The organism is Methylomonas sp. ZR1 (assembly GCF_013141865.1).
Classification (GTDB): Bacteria; Pseudomonadota; Gammaproteobacteria; order Methylococcales; family Methylomonadaceae; genus Methylomonas.
This window is the reverse complement of record NZ_RCST01000001.1, coordinates 2,292,204-2,315,893: the sequence shown is the minus strand read 5'-3', so window position 1 is coordinate 2,315,893 and position 23,690 is coordinate 2,292,204. Positions and strand designations below refer to the sequence as shown.

The window sequence follows — 23,690 nt, the reverse complement described above, 5'->3', positions numbered from 1 at the left end:
TATGTTCATTCCTCCGGCTCCATAAGCGGAGGGGATTCGTCGTTGGGTAGCGCGAAGGTAAAGATCGCACCGCCCCCCGGTTTGTTGTTAGCGCGAATCCGGCCGCCATGCACTTCGACAATGGCTCGGCAAATCGCCAGCCCCAAGCCGACGCCGCTTTGCGCCGATTCATGACGGGCTTGGTAAAATTTCTCGAACAATTTATCCTCCAGACCTTTGGGAATACCGGGGCCGTGATCGGCGACCGAAATTTCCATGGTATTGCCGACGTATTGGGCAAACACTTCAAGTTCGGAGCCCGCAGCGGTATAGCGCACGGCGTTTTCCAATAGATTAATCAACACCTGCTCTATCATCACCGCATCGACAAATACCAGCGGAATACCCGGCGGCAGGCTGACGCTGACTTTTCGGCCGGCCAGGTGTTTTTGCAAGCGCGTTAGGACGGTGCCGATAATTTCTTCGACAGGATGCCACTGTTTGTTTAATTCCACCACGCCGGCGTCGAGTCTAGCCATGTCCAGAATATTATTCACCAAATTGGCCATCCGTTCGGCTTCGTCATAGATGGCACGGCCGAGTTCCAGCCGGTGCTGGGCCTGTAAATGGCCTTCGTCTTCGACTAAGGCACTGGCCGAGCCAATGATCGTCGACAACGGGGTCCGCAAGTCGTGAGAAATGGCGCTGAGTAAGGAGTTGCGCAGCCGTTCGGCTTCGATTTGCAATTGTGTCGATTTGGCCTGTTCGGCAAAGCGTAAACGAGCGACGGCCTGGCCGATTTGCCGCAAAAAGGTTTCCAGTAATTTTTGCTGCTCCGGCAAAAACACCCGGCGTAAATTGACCGGTAACAGCGCCAATACGCCGATGGCTTTGTCTTCGTCTTGAATCGGAAAATAAATCGCCGCGCTGCCGGGTAAGGTATGGGTGCCGTGCCCGGCCATTTCGTTGTGATCGTAGACCCACTGCGCCACGCTCAAATCCGTGCCGCGCAAAGATTGAGGCAGGCTGTGTTGTTTGGGATAGACCAGCCGCCCGCCCGGATTGGCAAATAAAATGACATTGCGGCTGCTGAATTCGGCGTATAGATGTTTAACGGCGGTCGCGACGATTTGCTGTTCGCTTTGCGCCACCGCCAGCTCCTTGCTCATCGCGTATAAGGCCGCGGCGCGGCGTTCGCGATGCGCGGCAACCTTGGCCTGCGCGCGGACGTTGACCATCAGATTGCTGATGACAAAAGCCACCACCAGCATGGCCAACAACGTGATCAGATACTGGCTATCGGCTACCGACAGACTGTAGAAAGGCTGCACGAACAGCACGTCGAATACGCCGACGCTGAGCAAGGAGGCCAACACCGACGGCCCGCGCCCGAAATGGGTGGCGACAAACACCACACCGAGTAAATACACCATCACCACATTGGCCAGTTCCACCTTGCCGAACAACATCTTGCCCACCGCCGTGCAGAGCAAGGTCACTCCCATCGCCCACAGATAGCCGCGATAGCGTCGGCGAGTTTTACTGGGGATGCGTTGTCGCAGGCCGGGCAGGGGTGATTTCTTGAATAAAGACAGCTCGGCTTCCAGTTCCTCGCGTTCGCCCAGTTGCGGGCTGCCCAGCAGGTAAATATTGATATTGTGAGCGTGGCTGATCAATACATCGACCACAGAACCCAACAGCCAGCGCCGCCAGCCGCGTCGGCTGGGCTTACCGACTACGATTTTGTTGATATTGCGTTCGCGGGCAAAGCGGATGAGCGCTTCGCTCATCTCCGGCGCGCTGAGCGTCACCGTTTCGGCGCCAAGCTGTTCCGCCAGCCGCAATACCCGTAAAATCCCGTCGCGCTTTTCGGCGGGCAAGCGCGCCAATTCGGGCGTTTCCACGTAAACCACGATCCAGGCCGAACGCAGGCTGGTCGCCAAGCGCTTGCCGGCTCTGACCAGACGCTCAGCCAGCACATTCGGGCCGATGCACACCATCAGCCTTTCGTTGACCTGCCAGACTTCGCGAATCGCATTGTCTTCACGATAATCCAGCATTTGCGCGTCGACGCGATTGGTGGTTTGCCGCAAGGCCAGTTCGCGTAGCGCAATCAGATTGCCTTTACGGAAAAAATTCTGAATCGCGTGTTGGGCTTGCTGCGGCAAATAGACTTTGCCTTCTCGTAGGCGCAGCAACAATTCGTCGGGGGGCAAATCCACCAGCTCGACTTCGTCGGCGTCCTCGAATACTGTGTCCGGCACGGTTTCCCAGATACGGATGCCGGCAATCTGCCCTACATCGTCATTCAGGCTTTCCAGGTGTTGCACGTTCAGCGCGGTATACACATCAATCCCGGCTTCCAGCAATTCGCGAATATCTTGCCAGCGTTTCGGATGGCGCGAGCCGGGCGCGTTGGTATGCGCCAGTTCGTCAACCAGGATGATGGCTGGCCGGCGTTTTAAGGCCGCATCAATATCAAACTCCTGCAACACGGCGCCTTTGTAGTCGATCTTGCGGGTTGGGAGGGTTTCTAAGCCCGTCAACAGCGCTTCGGTGTCCGCGCGACCATGAGTTTCCACCAGGCCGACGATCACATCGAGATTTTCCGCACGGCGTTCGCGCGCCGCCAGCAGCATCGCATAGCTTTTCCCGACCCCGGCCGCCGCGCCGAAAAATATTTTCAGGCGGCCGCGCTTGGCCTTGGCTTTGTCGCGTTCGACGCGGGCCAGAAGTTGATCGGGGTCCAGGCGTTGCTCGTTCATGGTGTGGTGGCTTGCGAGTAGGCGTCCAAAGCCAGATTTAAACTCAAGACATTAACTCTAGGTTCGCCGAATATTCGCCATTGCCTGGGTTCGCTATGCGATTCGACCAAATCTCGAACGACACTTTCCGGCAATTTGCGCGCTTTGGCTACGCGCTTGATTTGGTAATGGGCCGCCGCAATACTGATGTGCGGGTCCAAGCCGCTGGCGGATGCGGTAACCAAATCCACAGGCACCAGAGCACGATTGTCCGGGTCGAGTTGCTGTAGTGCTTGAATGCGCAGTTTTACCGCGTCGCTCAAGGCCGGATTGGTCGGGCCGAGGTTGGAACCGCCGGATGCCGCTGCGTTGTAAGGGTAGGGCGCGGTTGCCGACGGCCGGCCCCAAAAATACCGGGCCTGGCTGAAGCTTTGACCGATTAAAGCAGAGCCAATGGTTTGGTCTTGCTTATCGTGTATCAGGCTGCCGTTGGCTTGGGCAGGAAAAACGCCTTGCGCCAGTAAAGTAACCAGCGCCGGATAGAGGCCGCCGGTGAGAAAGGTCATGAGCAACAGGAGGGTGGCAGCAGGTCTGAAGTAGCTAATCATGTTTTTCTCCTACACCAGATTCATCGTTACCAGTATCAAATCAATCGCCTTGATGCCGATGAACGGCACGATTAAGCCGCCGACACCGTAGACCAGCAAATTGTTTTGCAACAGTTTTTCAGCGCCGAGCGGCTGATATTTGATGCCTTTCAAAGCCAGCGGGATCAAGGCGATGATGATCAGCGCATTGAATATCACCGCCGACAGTATAGCGCTGGCCGGGGTGGCCAAACCCATGACGTTCAAAACGTTCAAAGCCGGATAGGTGGTGGCAAAGGCGGCCGGGATGATGGCGAAATATTTCGCCACGTCGTTGGCCACGCTAAAGGTGGTCAACGCCCCGCGCGTCATCAACATTTGCTTGCCGGTTTCGACGATCTCGATCAATTTGGTCGGGTTGGAATCCAGATCGACCATATTCCCGGCTTCTTTCGCGGCCTGGGTGCCGCTGTTCATCGCCACCGCCACGTCGGCTTGCGCCAGTGCCGGAGCATCGTTGGTGCCGTCGCCGGTCATAGCCACTAAGCGGCCGTCCGCTTGATGCTGTCTAATCAAAGCCAGCTTGGCTTCCGGCGTGGCTTCCGCTAGAAAGTCGTCGACGCCGGCCTCGGCGGCAATCGCCGCAGCGGTCAGGCGATTGTCGCCGGTGATCATGATGGTTTTGATACCCATCTGCCGCAGTTCGATGAAGCGTTCCTTGATGCCGCCTTTAACGATGTCTTTTAATTCGATGACGCCCAGGGCCTGTTTGCCGTCGGCTACCACCAGCGGGGTACTGCCGCGCCGCGCCACATCGACGACCATTTTTTGGATTTCTTCGGGAAAGCGGCCGCCTTGTTCGGTCACATACTGTTTAATCGCATCTTCGGCACCCTTGCGGATTTGCCGCATGTTTTCGCTCCCTCGCCCTTCGGGAGAGGGCTGGGGGGAGGGGAAGTTGACCCCGCTCATCCGGGTTTGGGCGCTGAAGTGGATAAAAGTCGCGCCCAGGGATTGCACGTCGCGCTCGCGCAAACCAAACTTTTGTTTGGCCAGCACGACGATGCTGCGGCCTTCCGGGGTTTCGTCGGTCAACGAAGCCAGTTGCGCGGCATCGGCCAACTGCTTCTCGCTGATGCCTTTGGCGGGAATGAATGCCGCAGCCTGCCGATTGCCCAAGGTAATGGTGCCGGTTTTATCCAGCAACAGCACATCCACATCACCGGCCGCTTCCACCGCGCGGCCGGAGGTGGCGATCACATTTTTTTGCATCATTCTGCCGATACCCGCGACGCCAATCGCCGACAGCAAGCCGCCTATGGTGGTGGGAATCAAGCACACCAACAGAGCCACCAGCACGGTGATCGAAATTGGGTGGCCCGCACCGGACGTTTCCACGCTATACAACGAGAAGGGCAGCAAAGTCACCGTGGCCATCAAAAACACCAGCGTCAGGGCCACCAGCAGGATAGTCAAGGCAATTTCGTTCGGAGTTTTCTGCCGCTTGGCGCCTTCCACCATCGAAATCATCCGGTCCAGAAAGGTTTCGCCGGGGTTAGCGGAAATCCGCACCACCAGCCAATCCGATAATACCCGGGTGCCGCCGGTCACCGAGCTGAAATCGCCGCCCGATTCGCGGATTACCGGCGCGCTTTCGCCGGTGATAGCGCTTTCGTCCACCGAGGCTACGCCTTCGATGACATCGCCATCGCCCGGCACGAAATCCCCGGCTTCGATCAGCACCACATCGCCTTTCAGCAGACTGGAGCCGGCGATTTTGGCGTAGTTGCTACCGTAACGCGGTTCATCCAGCTTCTTGGCGGCAATATCGCGCTTGGCGGTGCGCAAGAAAGCCGCCTGCGCTTTGCTGCGGCCCTCCGCGGCCGCTTCGGCGAAGTTGGCGAACAGCACCGTAAACCATAACCAGACCGTGATAGTTAAGATAAAACTGGCGGATTCCTCGCTATCACCGGCCAAAGCTTGCAGCCATAACAGCGTAGTTAACAAACTGCCCAGATACACGACAAACATCACCGGATTTTTCCATTGTTGCTGCGGCGTCAGTTTTTTAAAGGATTCCCAAACCGCTTGCTTAAGCAGGTCAGGGTCAAATAAGGAAGACGAGAGCGCTTTGTGAGTCATATGCTTACCTGCTATGAAATCAAGAATGAGCGAGCATGTGCAACTGCTCGACGATAGGGCCTAAGGCCAGCGCCGGCACAAAGGTCAACGCGCCGACCATTAACACCGTGATAATCAGCAACACCGCGAACAAGGGCGTATGGGTGGGTAAGGTGCCGGGACCGACCGGCACATGTTTTTTGGCGGCCAGCGAGCCGGCGATGGCTAATACCGGAATCATCAACCCGTAACGCGATACCAGCATTGCCAAGCCGAGTAAGTAGTTATAAAACGGCACATTGGCCGACAAACCGGCGAAGGCGCTGCCGTTGTTATTACCTGCCGAGGACAACGCATACAACACTTCACTAAAGCCATGGGCGCCGGGATTGAGGATGGATGCCTTGCCGGCTTCGGTCATTAAGGCTAACGCCGTGCCGCCCAACACTAAGAGCGGGGGGATTAAAATAATCACCGCCGCCATCTGCATTTCAAAGGCTTCGATCTTTTTGCCTAAATACTCCGGCGTGCGGCCTATCATCAATCCGGCGATAAACACCGCCACTAGCGCGAACACGATCATGCCGTAAAGGCCCGAGCCCACGCCGCCGAAGATCACTTCGCCCAGCTGGATCAACCACATCGGGATCATGCCGCCGATGGGGGTGAACGAGTCGTGCATAGCGTTCACCGAGCCGTTGGAGGCGGCGGTGGTCGCTACTGCCCACAGTGCGGAATTGACGATGCCGAAGCGGGCTTCCTTGCCTTCCATATTGCCGCCGGCTTGTTGATTGGACGCGGCTTGATCCACGCCCAAACTCGCCAGCGCCGGATTGCCGTGTTGTTCGGCGGGCACGGTGACGAACACCAGCGTCACAAACACCAGTGTCATCGCTGCCAACAGCGCCCAGCCTTGCCGGCTATCGCCGACCAAAAAACCAAAGGTATGACACAGCGCGGCGGGGATTAACAGGATGGCGAGCATTTCCAAAAAATTGCTCAGCGGGGTGGGGTTTTCGTAAGGATGCGCCGAGTTGGCATTAAAAAAACCGCCGCCGTTGGTACCAAGCTGCTTGATGGCAATTTGCGAGGCCGCGGGGCCCAAGGCCAGGGTTTGTGCCTGGCTTTGCTGGGTTTGAGTGACGGGTTGGCCTTGTGCATCCAGTACAGCGTGTCCATCCGCATCAAGCGCTGGTGCCGAGTAAGTCAGCGGTTCTTGCAGCTTGACGGTGGCATAACGATCAAAGGTTTGCACCACGCCTTGCCCCACCAAGACGACAGCAAGTAGCAACGAAAGCGGCAGCAGGATATACAGCGTCGAGCGCGTCATATCCACCCAGAAATTGCCAATGCCGTTGGTGTTACGCCGGCTGAAACCGCGTATCAAAGCCACCAGTACCGCCATACCGCTGGCTGCCGACAAAAAGTTCTGCACCGTTAAACCGAGCATTTGCGTGAGGTAACTCATGCTGGCCTCACCGGCATAGCCCTGCCAATTGGTGTTGGTGGCAAAACTAATGGCGGTATTTAAAGCTGAGTCGGAGCTGATGGCCGGCAGGGCCTGCGGATTGAGCGGCAACAGGTCTTGGCAGGTTTGCATGGCATAAACCACCAGCAGACCCAGCAAGTTAAAAATTAGCAAAGCACCGGCATATTGCTGCCAGCGCATATCTTGCTGGATTTGTATGCCGCACAGCCGATAAAGTCCGCGCTCAAGCCCGGCAAACCAAGTGTTGCCCACGATGGATTCGTCTTGATACACCCGTGCCATGTACGTACCCAGTGGCTTGCTCAGCAGCAGTAAGGCCAGCAGATAGATAAAAATTTGTAGGAAGCCGGTTTCGTTCATCAGAATTTCTCCGGATAAAACAGCGCGACCACTAGATAAATAAACACCAGCAGCGCCAAGCCGCCGCTTAATAGATAAATCCCGCTCATATAGACCTCCTGCAAAGATGCTTAAGCATTTTTTAGACGGGCGAATACGTCAAACAGTCCAAAATTTTGGCGGTTTTGCCGCTGATCGCCTGAGTCACAATCTACCGATTGGCGGGTAAAAATGTCGTAAAAATTCTTTGAATATTCGTTAAGAAAACATAAAACTCAATCGAATTTGTTGATCAAGAAGGCTTTTCTGTTGGGAAACTTGCTCTTGCTTTGGCGGGATGAATTCGGGATTGATGGCTGAATTGTTTTACCGATTGACGGTAGTTCGTGGTCAAGGACGCAATAGCCTGCGGGTATTGCGCCGCATGTAAACCGCCGCCACAGGGCGAAATATGCCTTTGTCTATTGCCGCCCTGTGGATTTAGCCTTACTGTCTTGAAACGCGACGAATTAACCAGTGGCGTTTAACGGGACCAGCGTAATGCCTTGGCGATATTACGTCGACTGATGAAGCCTAAGCCGCTCAGCAGCAGCCATGCCGCGCCGGGAACTGGTACGGCCGAAATCGGCGAAGGAAGGCCCAGTTTGATGTTGTCAACCTGCGCATAGGTCGAGCTGAAGATAATTTTATTCAGGTTTTTGAAGGAATCGTTGAAATAAAGGGTTTCCAACGTATTTGTGGTCGCGTCAAGCAGGAATGACTGGCTGACGAAGCCGCCGGCTTGCGGGTAGCCATAAACAGAGAACTGCCGGCCGCTGGCAATGGTCCAAAACGACGCCGCGTCCATACTGAGTAAGTCAAACGAACCGCCATCCTGTTTTTCCAGTAAAAAGACGCTACCTTGATTGGTGACTACCCCGGAATACAAACCGACGCTGCCGGTCCAATAAGGGCTGGCAGGCATGATCGCGTAGAGGGTGCCACCGCTTAACTGGAATGACACCCCGGCCAGCGTGCTCAACTTGAAGCCGTCTTCCAGATAGGGTTTGGGCACTGAAATTTCGTGATTGGTGGGATGTAAAGCAATGCTGTTGAAATCGATGGTGGTGACGGCAGCATGGCCGGAGCTTGCCAAACCGGCAAGCAACATTCCGATCGCCGGAAACAGTGTCTTTTTCATTCAATTCTCCTAATTGTTTGGGGTGGTGACTGTATTGAGGGTTGAGTCTAACGAAGCCGATAGCTTGCGAAAACTGCACAAAGGGGTAGGGGAAAGGTAGAACTGATGATGCCGGTCAAACAGAATTTGTCCATTGACCAAGCGCATCTGCGATTTTTATATAAAAAATTAGGTGCTGGTCCTGCTCCGTAACAAGACGTTTGTTCTGGTAGCCGTGATCAATTATTGGGATCAATCGACGGTAATGTGTTCATCAAATGATTGAGACCACACTTCCCGTGGCTGCAACCGCATTTTATAGCGCGCCGTTGGCATGTAAAAACATCCGGAAGGCTATCACGAGATGTCCAGTGGTGCCGCAGGTTCTTGTGGCGGCACCGCTAAACTGCTTGGCGGCGCCTTCCTGCCCGCCGGATGTGCATTCGGGATATTGGGGGACGCAGACGCGGGAATTTTATATGCCGCCGGGACTTTTTAGGACGCCCTCGCAGCGGCCGGAAACCCGCACGGGTGCTATGGAAGTCTGGCCAAAGCGGCTGTCTATGCCTTCGGCCCGTTTAATCAGGCAAAAGTTAGCGATAATATTCGTACCAATACAGTTCGGCGAACGTCATTCCGAAACCGCTGTGGCCAGTATTAGCGCCCGATCCAATTCCGCCAATGTATTGTAAAAATGCGCCGAAAAGCGAATCCCGCCGCCGCGTAGGGCACAAACCACACCATTTTTTTGCAAATGCTTATAAAGCACTTCATTGTCAATGGATCGGTGTTTGAAGTTGACGATGCCGGACTGCAAACGGCTGTGCCGCTGCGACAGTAAAATCAGCTCGGCGTTGGCGCTGATGGCTTCGCGCAGGTAGTTGCTGCGTTCCAGAACCAGGGCCTCGACTGTCGGCATGCCGGTTTCCAGTAATAAAGACAAACTGGCGGACAAGGCGTGAATGCCCAACATGTTCGGGCTGCCACATTCGAAACGGCGGGCGCCGGGATGGATCTCCCATGGCAGGTTTTCGTAATTATGCGTGTCTTTCATCATGTGCCAGCCATATTGGCTGAGCTTGAGCCGGTCGCGTGCGGCCGGGTTGGTATAAAACACCCCCAGGCCTTCTGGGCCGAACAGCCATTTATGCCCATCAGCCATCACAAAGTCGGCCTGATAGGCTTGCACGTCAAATTGCACCGCGCCCAGGCTTTGAATCGCGTCGATGCAAAACAGGATGCCGCGCTGTTTGCAAAATTCGCCGATGCGTTCCAGATCCATGCGCAGGCCGGAGGCGAATTGAATGGAACTGATGGTCAACAAACGGGTATTGCCATCCACCAGCGCAAACAGGGCATCTTCCGGGGTTGCGGCACTGTGCAAATCGGCTTCTCTAAACTCGACGCCGCGCTCGGCCAAGGCTTGCCAGGGCAGGCGGTTGGACGGAAATTCCTCATTGCTGGAGACGATGTTGTCGCCGGCTTGCCAGGGTAAGCCAAAGGCCACGAAAGACAAGGCTTCCGAGGTGTTTTTCACCAGTGCAATATCGTTAGCCGAGGGTGCATTCAATAAGGTCTGCAATTGGCGGCGGATTTCGTTTTCTTTTTTCAACCAATCCAGATAGTAATGCGAGCCGAACTGGCAGTTTTGTTCGGCAAATTGAATCACCGCTGCGCTGGTGCGTTTCGGCCAGGGGGCTACGGCGGCGTGGTTGAGATAAATCAGCTCGTTGGTTAACGGGAATTCGGGGTGTTTCATGGTGCGTACCGGTAAAAAGGGGGAGGGCGAATCGATAGGGATGATGCGGTAAAACACTCGGCCTATCAACCTTCTGTACAGATGATGGGCTTGCTCGGACGGCTAAAATTTGGGATTTCCGCGAAAATAGTTGGGCCTAGATCGTCCGGAAAATCCAGGCGCAAGTGGCGTAGCTGTTTAAAAATTAGCCAGTAACCTTTTAAAACAGGTTACGATCCCGATATATTAAACGGTGTTTTTATTTTGGTTGATAGATATGATGGAATTAACTTGGATTAGTACGGCATATATCGCTGGTTTGGTAGCCAGCCGCCTGTCTTTTCCGCCGCTGGTTGGTTATTTGGTCGCTGGTTACGTATTGCATGCCCTGGGCATTGCGGTATTGCCGGATCTTCACCATTTGGCGGAGATTGGTATCGAATTATTGTTGTTTTCGGTCGGTTTAAAACTCAAGCCCAGTTCGCTGATTCGTCGCGAAGTGCTTAGCGTCGGTGGCTTGCATTTAATGTTGATGGCATTGATTTCCGCGCTGGTGTTTCTGTGGCTAGAGCAGCGAGTCACCGGCGGCTTGGTGCTGGGGCTCAGTTTGGCGTTTTCCAGCACCGTGTTGGCGATCAAGGTGCTGGAAGATAACGGCGAATTGTCGTCGCTGCATGGTCGGGATGTCATGAGTATCCTGATTTTGCAGGACATCGTGGCAATCGGTTTGCTGGCGCTGGCGGAAGGCAGACAGCCTACGCCTTGGGCATTGGCTTTGTTACTGGTGCCGCTGTTACGGCCGATAGCGCATCGGGTATTGTCGGTCAGCCGATCTTCGGAACTGAAATTGCTGTTGGGGGTAACCCTGGCGCTGGCCGGCGGCGTCGCCGCGGAAAGCGTCGGTATTGCCGCGGATATTGGTGCTTTGTTGACCGGCGTGATGTTGGCTAATCATCCCAGGATCAAGGAGTTAAGCGACAGACTCTGGGGTTTGAAAGAGCTGTTTTTGGTGGCGTTCTTCTTGCAGATTGGTGTCAGTGACTTACCGAACCGGGCGCAGATTATGGACGCTTTGCAATTGCTGGCGTTGTTGCCTTTGCAATGTGCGCTGTTCTTTGGCCTATTTGTGGTCGCCGGACTCCGGGCGCGTACTGCTTTCGTATCGTCCTTGGCCTTGACGACGTACAGCGAATTTTCGCTGATTACCACCAGCGCCGTCGTCAAAGCTCAACTGTTGCCAGCGGAATGGAACGCTATCATCAGTTTGGCGGTGGCCGGTTCGCTGGCCATTGCCGCACCGTTAAACCGTTATTCCCATCGCTTGTTTTCCTGGGTAGAGCCACTGCTGGTGAGGTTTGAAAGAAAGTCCGACCACCCGGACCGCCTGCCGGATTCGTTCGGCGCCGCCGAATGGCTGGTGATAGGCATGGGCCGAACCGGTGGCGTGGTCTATAAAACCCTGTGCCAGCAAGAGCAAAGGGTGGTTGGCTTGGATGCCGACCCTACCGTGTTGGAATATCATCTTGCCGCCGGCCGCCGCGTGCTCTACGGCGACGCCGAGGACACCGAGTTATGGAGCGGTTTACCCTTGCATAAGGTTAAAGGCATTATCCTGACGGTGCCGGCATTCGAGGTGCGTTTGACCGCGGTGGCTCAGCTTAGGAAGCGCGGTTTCACGGGGCAAATCAGCAGTATTTGTTATCACGGTGTGGAAGAACAGCAATTATCAAAAGCGGGCGCCAATTTTGTGATCCATCCCTTGATTGAAGCCGGCAATCGTCTTGCCCACCTGATGCTGAATCGCCGTGAGCAATCAAGCCAGTGAAGCGCTGCTGATCTTGGATGGGCAGCGAATCCAGGTGTTTGCTGCTGAAGGCCCGCTTTCAGCTTAACCAAGGGCAAACCGCTAAAATACCCGGGTTTGTAGCGAGACTAAGCGGCTTTGCTGACAAACAAAACGATGTTGCTGGTGTCCATTGGCGGCCACGCCTGAAAATCGATAGGCAGCTCCAGCAATGGGCCGGTAACGCATGACTTCAACGAGCCATCGGTTGCGATATAAAGCTTTTTCGGCAACTTGGCTTTGTGATTGTCGATTTTGGCGGTTTGAGTGTTCATTACGCTTAGGCTGGTTAGCTTGGGAGATTTCACTTTATTGCCGGTTTCTTATTGCTGCCTTAACCACGCGATGGCATTTGGATTACGTCGATCCTGGGCGGAATGACAATCTTCGGAAATAGGGGCCGTGTAATAGGATTAACGGGTTATTTAATTATCTGCAATGTATGCCAAACCCAATATGCTCGAGCAAATTAAACTGTTTTTTGAAAAACACCTGTCCTTACCGTCACCGGACGCTGCGGAAGCAAAGCTTCAAGAGGCTTTGACTGCCTTAATGACAGAAATGATGACCATGGATGATGTCTGTCAGAATGTCGAGCGGACCAAGATTCTGTCCTTGGTGCAAAAGTGTTTTTCGCTCTCCACTGAACAGGCTCAGGCCTTGATGGCCAAAGCGGAACACAAGCGTCAGCAGGCGGTTGATTATTACGAATTTACCTCAACAATCAACCAATGCCTTGGTCCTGAGGAAAAGATAAAGTTTGTTAAATCCCTCTGGCAAATCGCCTACGCCGACGGTGCTATCGACCCGCAAGAGGAGTATCTGGTGCGGAAGATTGCTGACCTGCTTGGCGTCTCGCACACCGATTTTATTCTGGCCAAACTGCGCGCTAATCCCGACACTTGATAATCCCCAGACCTGTTTAAATGAATCACCCCATGAAAAAGACTAAGAAAAACAAAAATCTGTGGCTAAAAGAAGCTGATATTGCGGTCGGTGATTTGTATTTCACCACCGCCCAGCAATACCGCGCAGTCCTGGCGATGAACGGCGATTTTTTGATTTACGCACCTAGCTCGGAAGGCATGGAACCCTTGCCGGCCGATAGCCCAATGCCGTTTGCCAACTCGCCCGCTAAAAAATGCCAGATCGCCACATTTGCACAAAAGGAATATCAAGCATTCGATTGGCATGGAACGGTTGCCGTTAAACATAAACTCACGCCGTCTCAGATAGCCGAGGCCATCGGCCAATGTAACGCCAAAGCCCAAATCGCCGGGTTGATGGCTGAATAAGGTGCGTTGGAAAAGATTTTTAACAGCCTGAAATCCTGCTTTTTCTGGTTTGCAAACGGGAGTTTGGGAACCACGTCCCGGCAACGCCAGCAGTGGTGTAAGTACCACTTACCATTCAAACACCAGTATGTTGACCAAAGCGAAAAGCTAGGCCTTGCATACCGGGCTGATCGGCCCGGCAATCAACGATATTTCGTCACTCGAACGACATATCGTCGCCGCTTCTGCCCGCCGGCTCATTGCCGCCAACCTTAATTGCCTTAAACGACAAAACCAAAACAACCTTAAAACAATCGCTTACAGGGCAATAGCCGCAAACACGCGGCAATTGGCACAAGAAATGACCAGTAAACGCTAACCATCGGACATCGGTTAGCCACTAACCGCCTCCGAGACCACACTTTTTACGTTTACTCAGGAGCCGCACCATGTCCCGCCCTTGTTTCAAAGCCCACCCATTAGCGCTGGCCTTGGCCGGCATCCTAGCCAATAGCCTTTTGACCTCGCCCGTTCTTGCCTACGAACTAGTCTGGGACGGCAGCGGCGACAACGACAGTTGGTTTTTCTCGAACAACGATTTCCTTCATCCCAATACCAACTGGCTAAACAACGACCCATTATTACTGCCGAACACCGGCGATAGCTTGGTCTTCAAAGGCAATACCCGGTTGACACCGCTTAACGACGGCCCGGAAGATCTGGACATCAACGGCATTACCTTTGCGGCCGACGCCAGGGCGTTTACCTTAAACGGCAATCGCATCGTCAGCATCGGCAATATCGTCAACGCCAGCCGCAATCTGCAAACCATCAATATGCCGATCATTATCGGCGCCGATCAGATCTGGGATGGCGGCAATATCCCCGGCGGCTTTTTACAAGTGAATCAATTCGCCGGTTTGCGCGACCATTCCCTGACCTTGCTACGCTACGCCAGGGTTTCCGCAGGCAATAACCCATTGATTCTCGGCGAAACCGGACAAGCACAATTGCTGGTGAAAGGCAGGAGTACGCTGGACAGTGTTTCGGCCGTCATCGGCGCCGGCCAGGGAAGTACGGCGGAAATGACCGTCCAAGGCTCGGGATCGAAATGGACCAATAGCGGGAACATGAATATAGGCACGCACGGCAAAGCCATCCTGAATATCCTCGATTCCGGCTCGGTGATCAGCAAGACGGCGTCTCTCGGCAACGGTGCCCAAGTGGCTATCGATGGCCTGGGATCGAGTTGGACCAATAGTAACGATCTGCACATTGGCTATCTTGGTGAAGGCACGCTGAGCGTGACCAATGGTGGTGTGTTGAACTCCGGCAAAAGCACCATAGGTGGCGGTAACTCCATGCATCCCAGCTTAGTCACCATCGACGGCGCCGGATCGCGGTGGACGAATCAGAGCCTGTTTATTGGTTCGCCTGGCCAAGGCAGTTTGAAAATCGCTAACGGCGGCATAGTCGTAAGCGGCCAAAGCGTTATCGGCGATCAAGGTGCGGGCGAATTGAATATCGTCAAGGGCGGGAGCATGGAAAGCCAATCTACCATTATCGGCAATCAGGGCAAGGGCAAAGTTTTAATCGAGGACTCGGGCTCCAGTATGCTGAGCATCGGCAATTTGTCGGTTGGATACGAGCGCGGCGGCAGAGGTGAGTTACTCGTCGGTCCTGGCGGCACCGTCAGCAACCAGTTCGGTTACGTCGGCGCAAAATCGCAAAGTATCGGCCGGGTAAACGTGCAGGGTTTGGGCGCCCAATGGCTTAACAAAAGCGAGCTGTTTGTCGGCGATCAGGGTAATGGCAGCTTAGTCGTCGATAGCGGCGGCAGCGTGAAAAGTGACAGAGCAACTATCGGCAATGCCAGTGGCGGTGTGGGGGAGGCAAGTATCAAAGGCCAAGGGTCGACATGGACTATCCGGGATAGCCTAACGTTAGGCAATCAAGGCACCGGCACGCTGAATGTGGAAAATGGCGGAAAAGTGGAAAGCGCAAGCGCGGTCATCGGCAATGCCATCGGCAGCTTGGGCAAGGTGATGGTCAATGGCGACGGCTCGCAATGGTGGAACCAAGGCGATCTGATCATCGGCTCTAACGGACGGGGATTGCTCAACATCGAAAACCAGGGCCTGGTTTCGGTTGGCGGACGCTTCCGAATTTTAAGAGCCGGCGTCGTGAATCTGGACGGCGGCACGCTCGAAGTCGTCAATCAAGACGACGTTCGCCCTGGGCCTGGCGGGCAGTTTAACTGGCTCGCCGGCACCTTGAGCGTCACCGGTGCCGACGGCGTGACCTTGGGCCGTAGTGAGATTTCTAGCCCGTTCACGACCCTGACCAGCCGCAAAACCTTGGCGGTGACCAACAACTTGAACGTCAACAGCGGCAGTCTATTATGGCTAAACGGCGGCTCGCTAAAGGCCGGCTCGCTGGCAGTGAACGGCGGACTAATCGTCTTCCATAACGGTAGCCGTCTGGATATGAACGACATCGGCACCTTGTCCGGTTACGGCACGCTGACAACGACAGTGAGCGGCGGCACGGCGGCTAACACCATCCGCGCCAATAGCGGCAAACTGGTGCTGGGCAACGCCAATTCCACTCAAGGTTTCGAATTTGGCGGCAAGCTCGATGTCGGCTCAAATCAAGTGACGTTGCAGGATAAAGATAAAGCCCATTTGGGTGTCTCCACCAGTTTGGGCAAGGGCGGCGAACTGGGCAGCATCAACGGCATCGATTTGGGCGACGGCGACACTCTGAGCTACACCGGTAGCGCCAGCATTCTGGGCGACTTCACCAACAACGGTCTGGTGACTGGCTCGAGGGGCACCTTGACTTTCCTGAACGATGTCAACGGCGCCGGTGGGTTTGGCGGTAACGTTATTTTTCGCGGTGGCTACAATCCCGGCAACAGCCCGGCCGCCATCGACTTCCACGGCGGCAGCCCCCGCTTTGGTGCCAGTTCGGTGCTGACGATGGAAATCTTCGGTAATCAGCCGGGCAGCCAATACGATCAGTTATTGAATATGGGCCATTTTGATTTTAACGGCACCCTGTCCTTGGTGTTCGGCGGTAACTTCACACCGGTCGCCGGCGATGTTTTCAAGTTATTCGACTTCGCCGGCTTCAGCGGCAGTTTAAACCCGGACCGCATCAGCGTCGCCGGCATAGACCGCAAGCTACTCGACTTTTCCAACTTGGCAACCAACGGCAGTCTGCGGGTCGCCGCCGTGCCGCTGCCGACTACGGCTTGGCTGTTCCTGGGCGGTTTGCTGGGCATACTGGCCAAGTCGCGCCGCCACACCCTCCATCGCGCGAAGCTAGCGTAAAAGGGGAGTAGGGCGAAGCGATGCCAAGTGTAGACACTAAGGCATTGCTTTAATTTATGTTGATCGGCGGATGACGTTAGGCTTATCCGCCCATTTTTTTATTTGTTGGGGTATCACAGCGCACTTCATTTCCGCTCAGTCGAATCAGACAGATTGGCAACGCGCTTGCCGACCCGAAACAAACTCCACGCCAGCACGATCACCATCAAGGTGATGACCAGGCCCAGAAACCACGAACTGTTCAGCAGTTTAGCGACATTGAAGTGTTGTTCGCCGATTGTGGCCTCGGCTTCCGGCCCCAATCCGGCTCGATTGCTCTGGTAACCGCGGCGTAATAATTCCTGGATCGGTGCGGTGTCATAGTGCGGCGCCTCGGCGGCTTCGGCGCCGTATTTGATTTGGTAGCTCAGGCCGGTTTGCGGCAGGAATAGCAATTGGTAGCCGGGACCGGTGCCGGCGACGGTGTTGATATGCAGTTCCGGGTTGTCCTGGTCACGAATCACAATGCGGTAGCGCGTTTGCCGTTGTTCCGGAAAACCGATAGCGGTTTGTTCGCGGTTGATGTCTTGATAATGCAGGGCTTCCAGGGTGCCGGTACCGATGGTGCGCATTTGGGTTTCCAGCCCTTGCGTCAGCGGGATTTGTACTTCGGCTTGGCGGCTGAAGTTTGGGGTCATTATTTGCAGCTTCAAACCGTTCAGCGGTTGCCGTAGCGTGTCGACGTCGATGATAGTGGCTTTTTGCTCGGCATCGAGTTTGATTTTAAAACCGGCCGGGTAATCAAATTGCTGATCGGTGTCGGCCACGGTTTCGCCCAGGTTGTGCCAGAGCTCGATGCGCTCGACATGCAGCGGTTCCTTGATTTGTTGCGTGGTTTCCTGGCGTTGCACTTCCGCGCCGCCGCGCACGGTGCGGGTTAATTCCAACAGCTCGGCAACCCGGGTTTGGCTGGCTTTGGCGACGACTATTTTGAATTGCCGGAAGCTATTGGCCGGCAAAGCAACGTCGCGGTTACCGACACTCATATAACGCGAATAATCGTAAATCTGTGCGCGCTCGACCAGCAGTTGCCAATTCTCGCCGTCGTTGGAACCGTGAATTTGCAAGGCGTATTCGAAGTCGCGCTGGTCGGTGATCAGACTTAAACCATCAGCGTTGGCGGCATTTTTGTCCAGTTGCACGGTCACGACGAAGCCTTCGTCCTCGTCGCCGAATTTTTGCAAATCGACGGTTTTACTGGTGCTGGCCACGCGCTTACTGACCGTTTTTTGGCTGGCGATTTTTTGCAGCAAATACGGGGTTTCGACGCCGTTTTGATCGACCAGGCGCAAGTCGCGAAAATCGGCGGCGGTGTTGGCATACACCGCACTGTCCAGCGGCACGGCCAGCAGGCTTTGTTGCCCATTATCCTGGGCCAGCACCGGCCGGCTGAACCGGTAAACCGGTGTTTCGTTAGCCCAAGCCTGAGTGAAAAACAGGCAGCATAACACTGCAAATTTGGCGATCATGATCATGTTTTGTTTTCGGTATTGCCGATAAAAGTTTGTTGATAACGCATGTAAAAAAACGCGCCGCCGAGTGCCAGCATGCCCAGCACGATAAAGGCGACGATCCGGTAAATTTGTTCCAGCCGGGCCAGGTCGATGAAAAACACCTTCCAAGCTACCAGGGCAAATAACGCTAGACCGACCAGGCGCAACGCGCCAATTTGCCGCTTGATGCCGTTGAACACCAAGGTCAACGCAAATATCGACCACAAGATCGACACGCCACCGGAACGCAAACCCGGCACATAGTGATACAACAGCGAGTTAATTTCCAGACTTAAAAAGGTAAATAACAAGACCAGTGCCGCACCGCCTAGCCATTGGCGGATATTGCCGCTGTCGGTTTCGTGGTCGGCCAGGCGGCGTAAGGCAAACAGTAAAAAGGCTATCGTCGCTGCAAAATCCAGCAAGCGCATCAAGGCTAATTCAAACGAGTAGCCGCCGCCGTAACGCAAGGTCCAGACGCTGTCGCCGACGCTTATATGGCCCAGCGTCAAATCCCAGGACGGCAGGTCGAACAACAGCATCTTCAGGAACACGCCGATCAGGAACAGTCGAAGTGCTTGTAGCAGCCAATCGCCCGTACCGGCTACGTAACGGCTCAACAATAGCCAGCACATGGCCAGCCAGACGAGGGTCAGCACCGGCAATTGTAAGGGCGGATACAGATAGGCAAAGCTGCGGAACAGCTCCAATTGCAGCACTACAAACAACAGGCCGCCGCCGATCAGCAGGATGATTTGCAACAGCAGATTGTCTTTTAGCCATAGCGGCACATCGTTGCCGGCATCGCAAGCCAGTGGCGATGCCGGCGCCGGTTTTTCGATCAGCGTATACGCCAAGGCCAGCGACAGGATGGGGATACCGAAGCTGATTACCCGTTCCAGTAAACCCAACAGGAAGGCGCCGAACGATTGTTGGCTATCCATCGTCATGCCGTATTGGCCGGGCAAATCGATGAAACAAAAACGCACCAGCACCAGCGCGTACAGCAGATACGCCACTTGTTGTAAAAACGCGCTACGCAATTTGCCGGCCATCCACAGCATCACCAGGGCTTGCAGCGACCAACTGACGGTGATCCATTGATTAGACAGCAGCAAGGGCAGGGTGATGGTCACAAAAAATGCCGCCAAACCGATGAAGCTGATCAGCAGCTCTTTATCTGCCACCTTGCGCGCCAGACAGTAATACACATGGCCCACATAAAATGCCGCCAGCGCCACGGTCAGCAAGGCGGTCCAGATCTGGCCGTAAGCCTCGTCGATTAGATGATAGGCGGTGCCGAAGAAGATGGTGGCATTGACGATCAGGCCGATTAAATCCAGCAAGGTCGATTTGCTGTGGTTGACCAGACAGAACAAAAACACTGTCGTCGAATACAGCACAAAAAATCCGCTCAAGAATGGTAAAACCTGCCAGAAATAGCCGACCTGATAGTTCTGCATCGCGCCGAAGAACAGCAGGTAATTAAAGAAAAAGCTCAGGAAATTTAACAAGTGCCACTGCTTGTACCAGTTGATCGCCAAGATGCCCACACCCAGCAGCAGCATGTAACTAAACAAGCCGGGGAAATTGACTTGGCCGGTGGAGAGCATGATGGGCGTGCAGTAGCCGCCGATGATGGCGAAGATGGCGACGAGCATCGAGTCCAGCTTGATCGCTAAAAATGCCGCGCAGGCAGTCACCAAAATCATCAGTGCAAAAGTCGGATAGATGTCCAGCAGATGATAAAAACTATGCGCGGCAAATACGCTGAAATACAACACTGCAATGCCGCCGCCCAGCAAACCCTGGCTGAACAGATGGTAGGTGCCGCCGACCAAACGCACGCCGCCGATAATCATGCCGACACCGGCCAGCACTGATAAGGCTACCCGCGCTTGTTCGCCAAGCAGGCCGTTGTCGATGGAATATTTCAGGAAAAAGCCGATACCGGTCACCAAAATCAACACGCCGATACGCAGCAGCCAGTTGCTGGCCACCGCATATTCCATCGCCACGCCTTCGGGCCGATGGCCTTCGCCGACGATGATCCAGTTCCAGATTTCTTTGAGGATTTTCTGCGCCGCCAGTTCGAAACGGCTGGGTTCTGCGGGTTGCCAGGTGTTTTGACTCCAGGGATTTTCCTGGGCTGGCTCTGCAATCGGTTCCGGCGGCGTTGCGGGTTTCGGCGGCTCTTTTTCCGCAGGCAGTTGGCTGTCGGTAATGTCGAATATCACCTGTGCCGTTGCCGGTGTTTGCGCCTCAAATAAGGCGGGTTGCGGCGGCGTTTCGCTTGCGGGCATTTCTCGCGCTTTTGCCAGCTCGCGCAGCAGTTTGCGGTCTTCGCGCAGCGCCGCTTCTATCTTACGCAAGGTCTGATTAAGGTCATCCTGGTTACGTCTTTGGCGGCCCATTAGAACGGTCAGCATCGCGATGATGACGATGGGCACCAAAATTAGGACAAAAGCGACAAAACCGAAGAAATCGTCCACGGCAACTCTCCAAGGCTGGGCAAACGGCGGGTTATTGGGGTTATCAAGCAAGCTTTTCAGGTTACGGCCGGGTCTTCTGCGTGACGCGGGCAAGGCGCTGGGTTAAGCGTCAAGTGGCAAAAGTAGTCGTATTCGTGAGCGGCGTCACTATTCAGGATAACCGCTTGTCGGGTGGATTGCTATATATGGCTCGTGCGGTAGGGATTTGTTCTATGCTTGATGCATGGATTACAAGGGTCAGTTTAGGATTACATATAGATTTTCCAGAAGCTGCCGACAACCCAAGGTGTATCACCACACACTCCAATACATTGGCTCATCTCATGAACAAGAACTCCACAATCCAATCCAAAATATTGCTAAGTATCGCCAGTGTATTTTTGTTGCTGATGTTTGTCAGCACACTGTTCATGGCGGAAAGGCAAAAAGACATGATACAAACGCTGGCGACCGATAAAGCTCGGGATATTGCCAACAGCTACTTCGACGGCGTGAATACGCTAATGCTGACCGGCGCGATGGCGCAGGGTGAAGTATTGCGCGAAAAAGCCCTTTCGCATGGCAATGTCACGGAAGTGCGCTTAATTCGCGGCAAGCAGATTACCGATTTTTACGGTCCAGGCAAAACCGAGCAAAGACCCCTTGATAATCTGGACGATCGCGCGCTGACGGGTGAAAGCATCATTCAACCGGGTAATGACAAAAACGGACGTCTGATCACCGTGTTGGAGCCGATCAAGGCTAGCGCCAATTTTCGCGGCACGAATTGTCTGACTTGTCATACGGTGAGCGAGGGGACGGTGTTGGGGGCGGTGCGGGTGAGTTTTTCGTTGGCGAGTCTCGATGCGCAGATTAATCGCGATTTGGTGATTGCTTCGGCCATTTCCTTGGTGATGTTCGCCGGCGGCCTGTTGCTGGTCAACATGTTGATGCGCAAAATTGTAGTCAATCCACTAGTGACCATGCGCGACACGGTTAACGCTATCGCCGGACAGTCGGATTTACGCCAAAGGTTGCAAATTGATTCCGGCGACGAAATCGGCCAGGTCAGCGAGTCGTTTAATACCATGTTGGCAAATTTTGCCGGTAGCTTGGGGCAGGTGTCTTCGGTCAGCCAGCAATTGGCGTCCGCAACCAACCAAATATCCGGTGTGGCCCGGCAAACCTCACAAGCGGCCACGCAACAACGTAGCGAAACCGAGACGGTGATTCAAGCGATACACGAACTGGAAAATTCTGTGCAGGACGTGCGCGGCGGGGCGACCGGCGCGGCGCAAGCCTCCGTGGAAGCGGACCAGGAAGCCGCGCAAGGCGCGGCGACCACTAAAAATGCCATCAACGGCATCAATGAGCTGGTGAATGAAATCGACCGTGCCGCCGAAGTGATCAAACGCCTGGATCAAAAAAGTAACGGTGTCGGCGCGGTGTTGGATGTGATCAAAGGCCTGGCCGAGCAAACCAATCTGTTGGCCTTGAATGCCGCCATCGAAGCCGCCAGAGCCGGCGAGCAGGGGCGCGGGTTTGCGGTGGTGGCCGATGAAGTCCGCACCTTGGCTACACGTTCGCATAAGGCCACCGAAGAAATTCAAAGCATCATCGATCAATTGCAACGCGAAGCCAAAGACGCGGTGACGGTGATGAACAATGCCAAAAACAGCGCCGAGCAGCGCCGTGAACAAGTGCAAAGCGCCGACCAGGGTCTAAGTGCGATTGCCGAACGGGTGACGCAGATCCGCGAGTTGAACGCGCGGATGTCGCAAGCGGCCGATAATCAAAGCCGCGTTGCGCAGCACGTAGGGCAAAGTATTGCCAATATCGGCCAACTGACCGAACGCACCGCGCAGGATGCCGCGCAAACCAATGCCGCTAGTAACGAATTGGTGAAATTGGCCGCGCAATTGAATGAGTTGGTGAGTCAGTTTAAGCGATAGTCTTGTTCAGCTGCGATTGACACCGGTATCAGCGTGCTTATATAGTCCGACCTATGAGTAATCCTATCAATACAAAAAACAGACACCTATGGCTGTGGGCATCGCCTACCGCCGTGGTGTTTGCGTTTTTCTAAACAATCAAGCAACCGCGGGTCTTACCGCAGTTGCTTCGACACTCGCCTAAGGCCCGCATCACTCAGGAGGCCTAATGGCGACGACTAAATCCACCGCAGCATTCAACCGCAACCGTTTATTCGGCTTTGCCCTGGCCACCCTGGCGGCTATCGGTTTTTCCGGCAAAGCCATTTTGGTCAAACTGGCGTATTACCAGCCGGTGGATGCAGTGACGCTATTGGCCTTACGCATGCTGTTTTCCGCGCCGTTTTTTTTAATCGTTGCGTGGCGGCATGCCGGCCAGAAGGATCTGAGGCCATTAAACCGGCGAGATTATCTGGCTCTCTTGATATTGGGCTTTCTGGGTTACTACCTGTCCAGTTTGTTTGATTTTGTCGGCTTGCAATACATCTCCGCCGGCCTGGAGCGCTTGATTCTGTTTCTGTATCCGACCCTGGTCGTCGTGCTGTCGGCGTTGCTGTTGGGCAAACCGTTCGGCCGCAAGGAAGTCGTGGCGCTAGTGCTCAGTTACGCCGGCATCGGCGTGGTGTTTTTCGACGAAATCAATATTCAGTCTGAACATCTGTTGCTGGGAGCCGGCTTCGTGTTTGCCAGCACCTTGACTTACTCGGCTTATCTGATCGGCACCGGCGAAACGGTGGTCCGCATCGGTGCTTCCCGTTTTACCGCTTACGCGATGCTGGTGGCTTGCGCGGCGACGCTGCTGCAATTTTTACTCACCCATCCGCCGCAGGCTTTGCTGCTGCCGATGCGGGTATATCAATTGAGCTTGCTGATGGCGATTTTCTCGACGGTGCTGCCGGTGTTCATGCTGTCGGCAGCGATCAAGATGATAGGTTCCAGTCACACTTCGTTGATCGGCTCGCTGGGGCCGGTGGCAACCTTGTTTATGGCCAGTTATGTGTTGGGCGAAGAATTGACGCCCGCGCAGATAGGCGGGGCGGCGTTGGTGATGGTGGGAGTATTGAGTTTGTCGTGGAAGTGAGGGGCCG

Annotated in this window: 16 protein-coding genes; 6 read left to right on the top strand and 10 right to left on the bottom strand. The window is 54.7% G+C overall.

Translation table 11 applies throughout. The features are described from left to right. Positions 1-5 precede the first annotated feature (5 nt). The 7 genes from DDY07_RS10465 to DDY07_RS10435 all read right to left on the bottom strand — a co-directional run bounded on the left by DDY07_RS10465 (position 6) and on the right by DDY07_RS10435 (position 10,177). A complete protein-coding gene (locus tag DDY07_RS10465) occupies positions 6-2,744 on the bottom strand; it encodes a sensor histidine kinase KdpD (RefSeq protein ID WP_171695840.1) in 2,739 nt (912 codons plus the stop codon). Next, positions 2,741-3,331 carry a potassium-transporting ATPase subunit KdpC gene (gene kdpC / locus DDY07_RS10460; RefSeq protein WP_171695839.1) on the bottom strand — a complete coding sequence of 197 codons (591 nt, stop codon included), beginning with the start codon at positions 3,329-3,331 and terminating at the stop codon, positions 2,741-2,743. Before kdpC ends, DDY07_RS10465 begins: the two co-directional genes overlap by 4 nt. Before the next feature lie 9 nt (positions 3,332-3,340). After that, on the bottom strand, positions 3,341-5,452 hold the full coding sequence (gene kdpB, locus DDY07_RS10455; protein ID WP_171695838.1) for a potassium-transporting ATPase subunit KdpB: 2,112 nt from the start codon (positions 5,450-5,452) through the stop codon (positions 3,341-3,343). Positions 5,453-5,471: 19 nt separating this feature from the next. Then, a complete protein-coding gene (gene kdpA / locus DDY07_RS10450) occupies positions 5,472-7,280 on the bottom strand; it encodes a potassium-transporting ATPase subunit KdpA (RefSeq protein WP_171695837.1) in 1,809 nt (602 codons plus the stop codon). Next, entirely contained in the window at positions 7,280-7,369 is a 90-nt protein-coding gene (locus DDY07_RS10445; RefSeq protein ID WP_033155269.1) for a potassium-transporting ATPase subunit F, read from the bottom strand. The genes kdpA and DDY07_RS10445 overlap by 1 nt, the downstream gene beginning before the upstream one ends. A gap of 413 nt (positions 7,370-7,782) precedes the next feature. Further along, complete coding sequence (locus tag DDY07_RS10440; protein ID WP_171695836.1) at positions 7,783-8,439, bottom strand: hypothetical protein; 657 nt, start codon at positions 8,437-8,439, stop codon at positions 7,783-7,785. A gap of 610 nt (positions 8,440-9,049) precedes the next feature. Beyond that, on the bottom strand, positions 9,050-10,177 hold the full coding sequence (locus tag DDY07_RS10435; RefSeq protein WP_171695835.1) for an aminotransferase class V-fold PLP-dependent enzyme: 1,128 nt from the start codon (positions 10,175-10,177) through the stop codon (positions 9,050-9,052). A 256-nt stretch (positions 10,178-10,433) separates the two neighbouring features. Here DDY07_RS10435 and DDY07_RS10430 point away from each other — a divergent pair, with 256 nt between their 5' ends. After that, on the top strand, positions 10,434-11,981 hold the full coding sequence (locus tag DDY07_RS10430) for a cation:proton antiporter (protein WP_033155266.1): 1,548 nt from the start codon (positions 10,434-10,436) through the stop codon (positions 11,979-11,981). Between the two features lie 107 nt (positions 11,982-12,088). Here DDY07_RS10430 and DDY07_RS10425 read toward each other — a convergent pair whose 3' ends face one another. Next, on the bottom strand, positions 12,089-12,274 hold the full coding sequence (locus tag DDY07_RS10425) for a hypothetical protein (RefSeq protein ID WP_033155258.1): 186 nt from the start codon (positions 12,272-12,274) through the stop codon (positions 12,089-12,091). A 163-nt stretch (positions 12,275-12,437) separates the two neighbouring features. Between DDY07_RS10425 and DDY07_RS10420 the strand changes: the two genes are divergently transcribed. The 3 genes from DDY07_RS10420 to DDY07_RS10410 all read left to right on the top strand — a co-directional run bounded on the left by DDY07_RS10420 (position 12,438) and on the right by DDY07_RS10410 (position 16,608). Then, positions 12,438-12,905 (top strand): TerB family tellurite resistance protein, encoded by a 468-nt coding sequence (locus DDY07_RS10420; RefSeq protein ID WP_253734459.1) that lies wholly within the window; start codon positions 12,438-12,440, stop codon positions 12,903-12,905. 32 nt (positions 12,906-12,937) lie between these two features. Then, the gene (locus tag DDY07_RS10415) at positions 12,938-13,294 is read left to right on the top strand and encodes a hypothetical protein (protein ID WP_171695834.1); all 357 of its coding nucleotides are present in this window, start codon (positions 12,938-12,940) and stop codon (positions 13,292-13,294) included. Positions 13,295-13,722: 428 nt separating this feature from the next. Then, positions 13,723-16,608, top strand: coding sequence for a hypothetical protein (locus DDY07_RS10410; RefSeq protein WP_171695833.1), 2,886 nt, complete (start codon positions 13,723-13,725; stop codon positions 16,606-16,608). Positions 16,609-16,733: 125 nt separating this feature from the next. On the opposite strand, the gene DDY07_RS10405 is transcribed toward DDY07_RS10410, so the two are convergent. Both DDY07_RS10405 and DDY07_RS10400 read right to left on the bottom strand, forming a co-directional pair. After that, positions 16,734-18,116, bottom strand: coding sequence for a hypothetical protein (locus DDY07_RS10405; RefSeq protein ID WP_253734458.1), 1,383 nt, complete (start codon positions 18,114-18,116; stop codon positions 16,734-16,736). A gap of 2 nt (positions 18,117-18,118) precedes the next feature. Further along, positions 18,119-20,632 carry a DUF2339 domain-containing protein gene (locus tag DDY07_RS10400; RefSeq protein ID WP_171695831.1) on the bottom strand — a complete coding sequence of 838 codons (2,514 nt, stop codon included), beginning with the start codon at positions 20,630-20,632 and terminating at the stop codon, positions 18,119-18,121. A gap of 323 nt (positions 20,633-20,955) precedes the next feature. Here DDY07_RS10400 and DDY07_RS10395 point away from each other — a divergent pair, with 323 nt between their 5' ends. After that, complete coding sequence (locus tag DDY07_RS10395; protein WP_171695830.1) at positions 20,956-22,563, top strand: methyl-accepting chemotaxis protein; 1,608 nt, start codon at positions 20,956-20,958, stop codon at positions 22,561-22,563. Between the two features lie 208 nt (positions 22,564-22,771). Then, positions 22,772-23,683 (top strand): DMT family transporter, encoded by a 912-nt coding sequence (locus DDY07_RS10390; RefSeq protein WP_101055344.1) that lies wholly within the window; start codon positions 22,772-22,774, stop codon positions 23,681-23,683. The last annotated feature ends 7 nt before the right edge of the window (positions 23,684-23,690 follow it).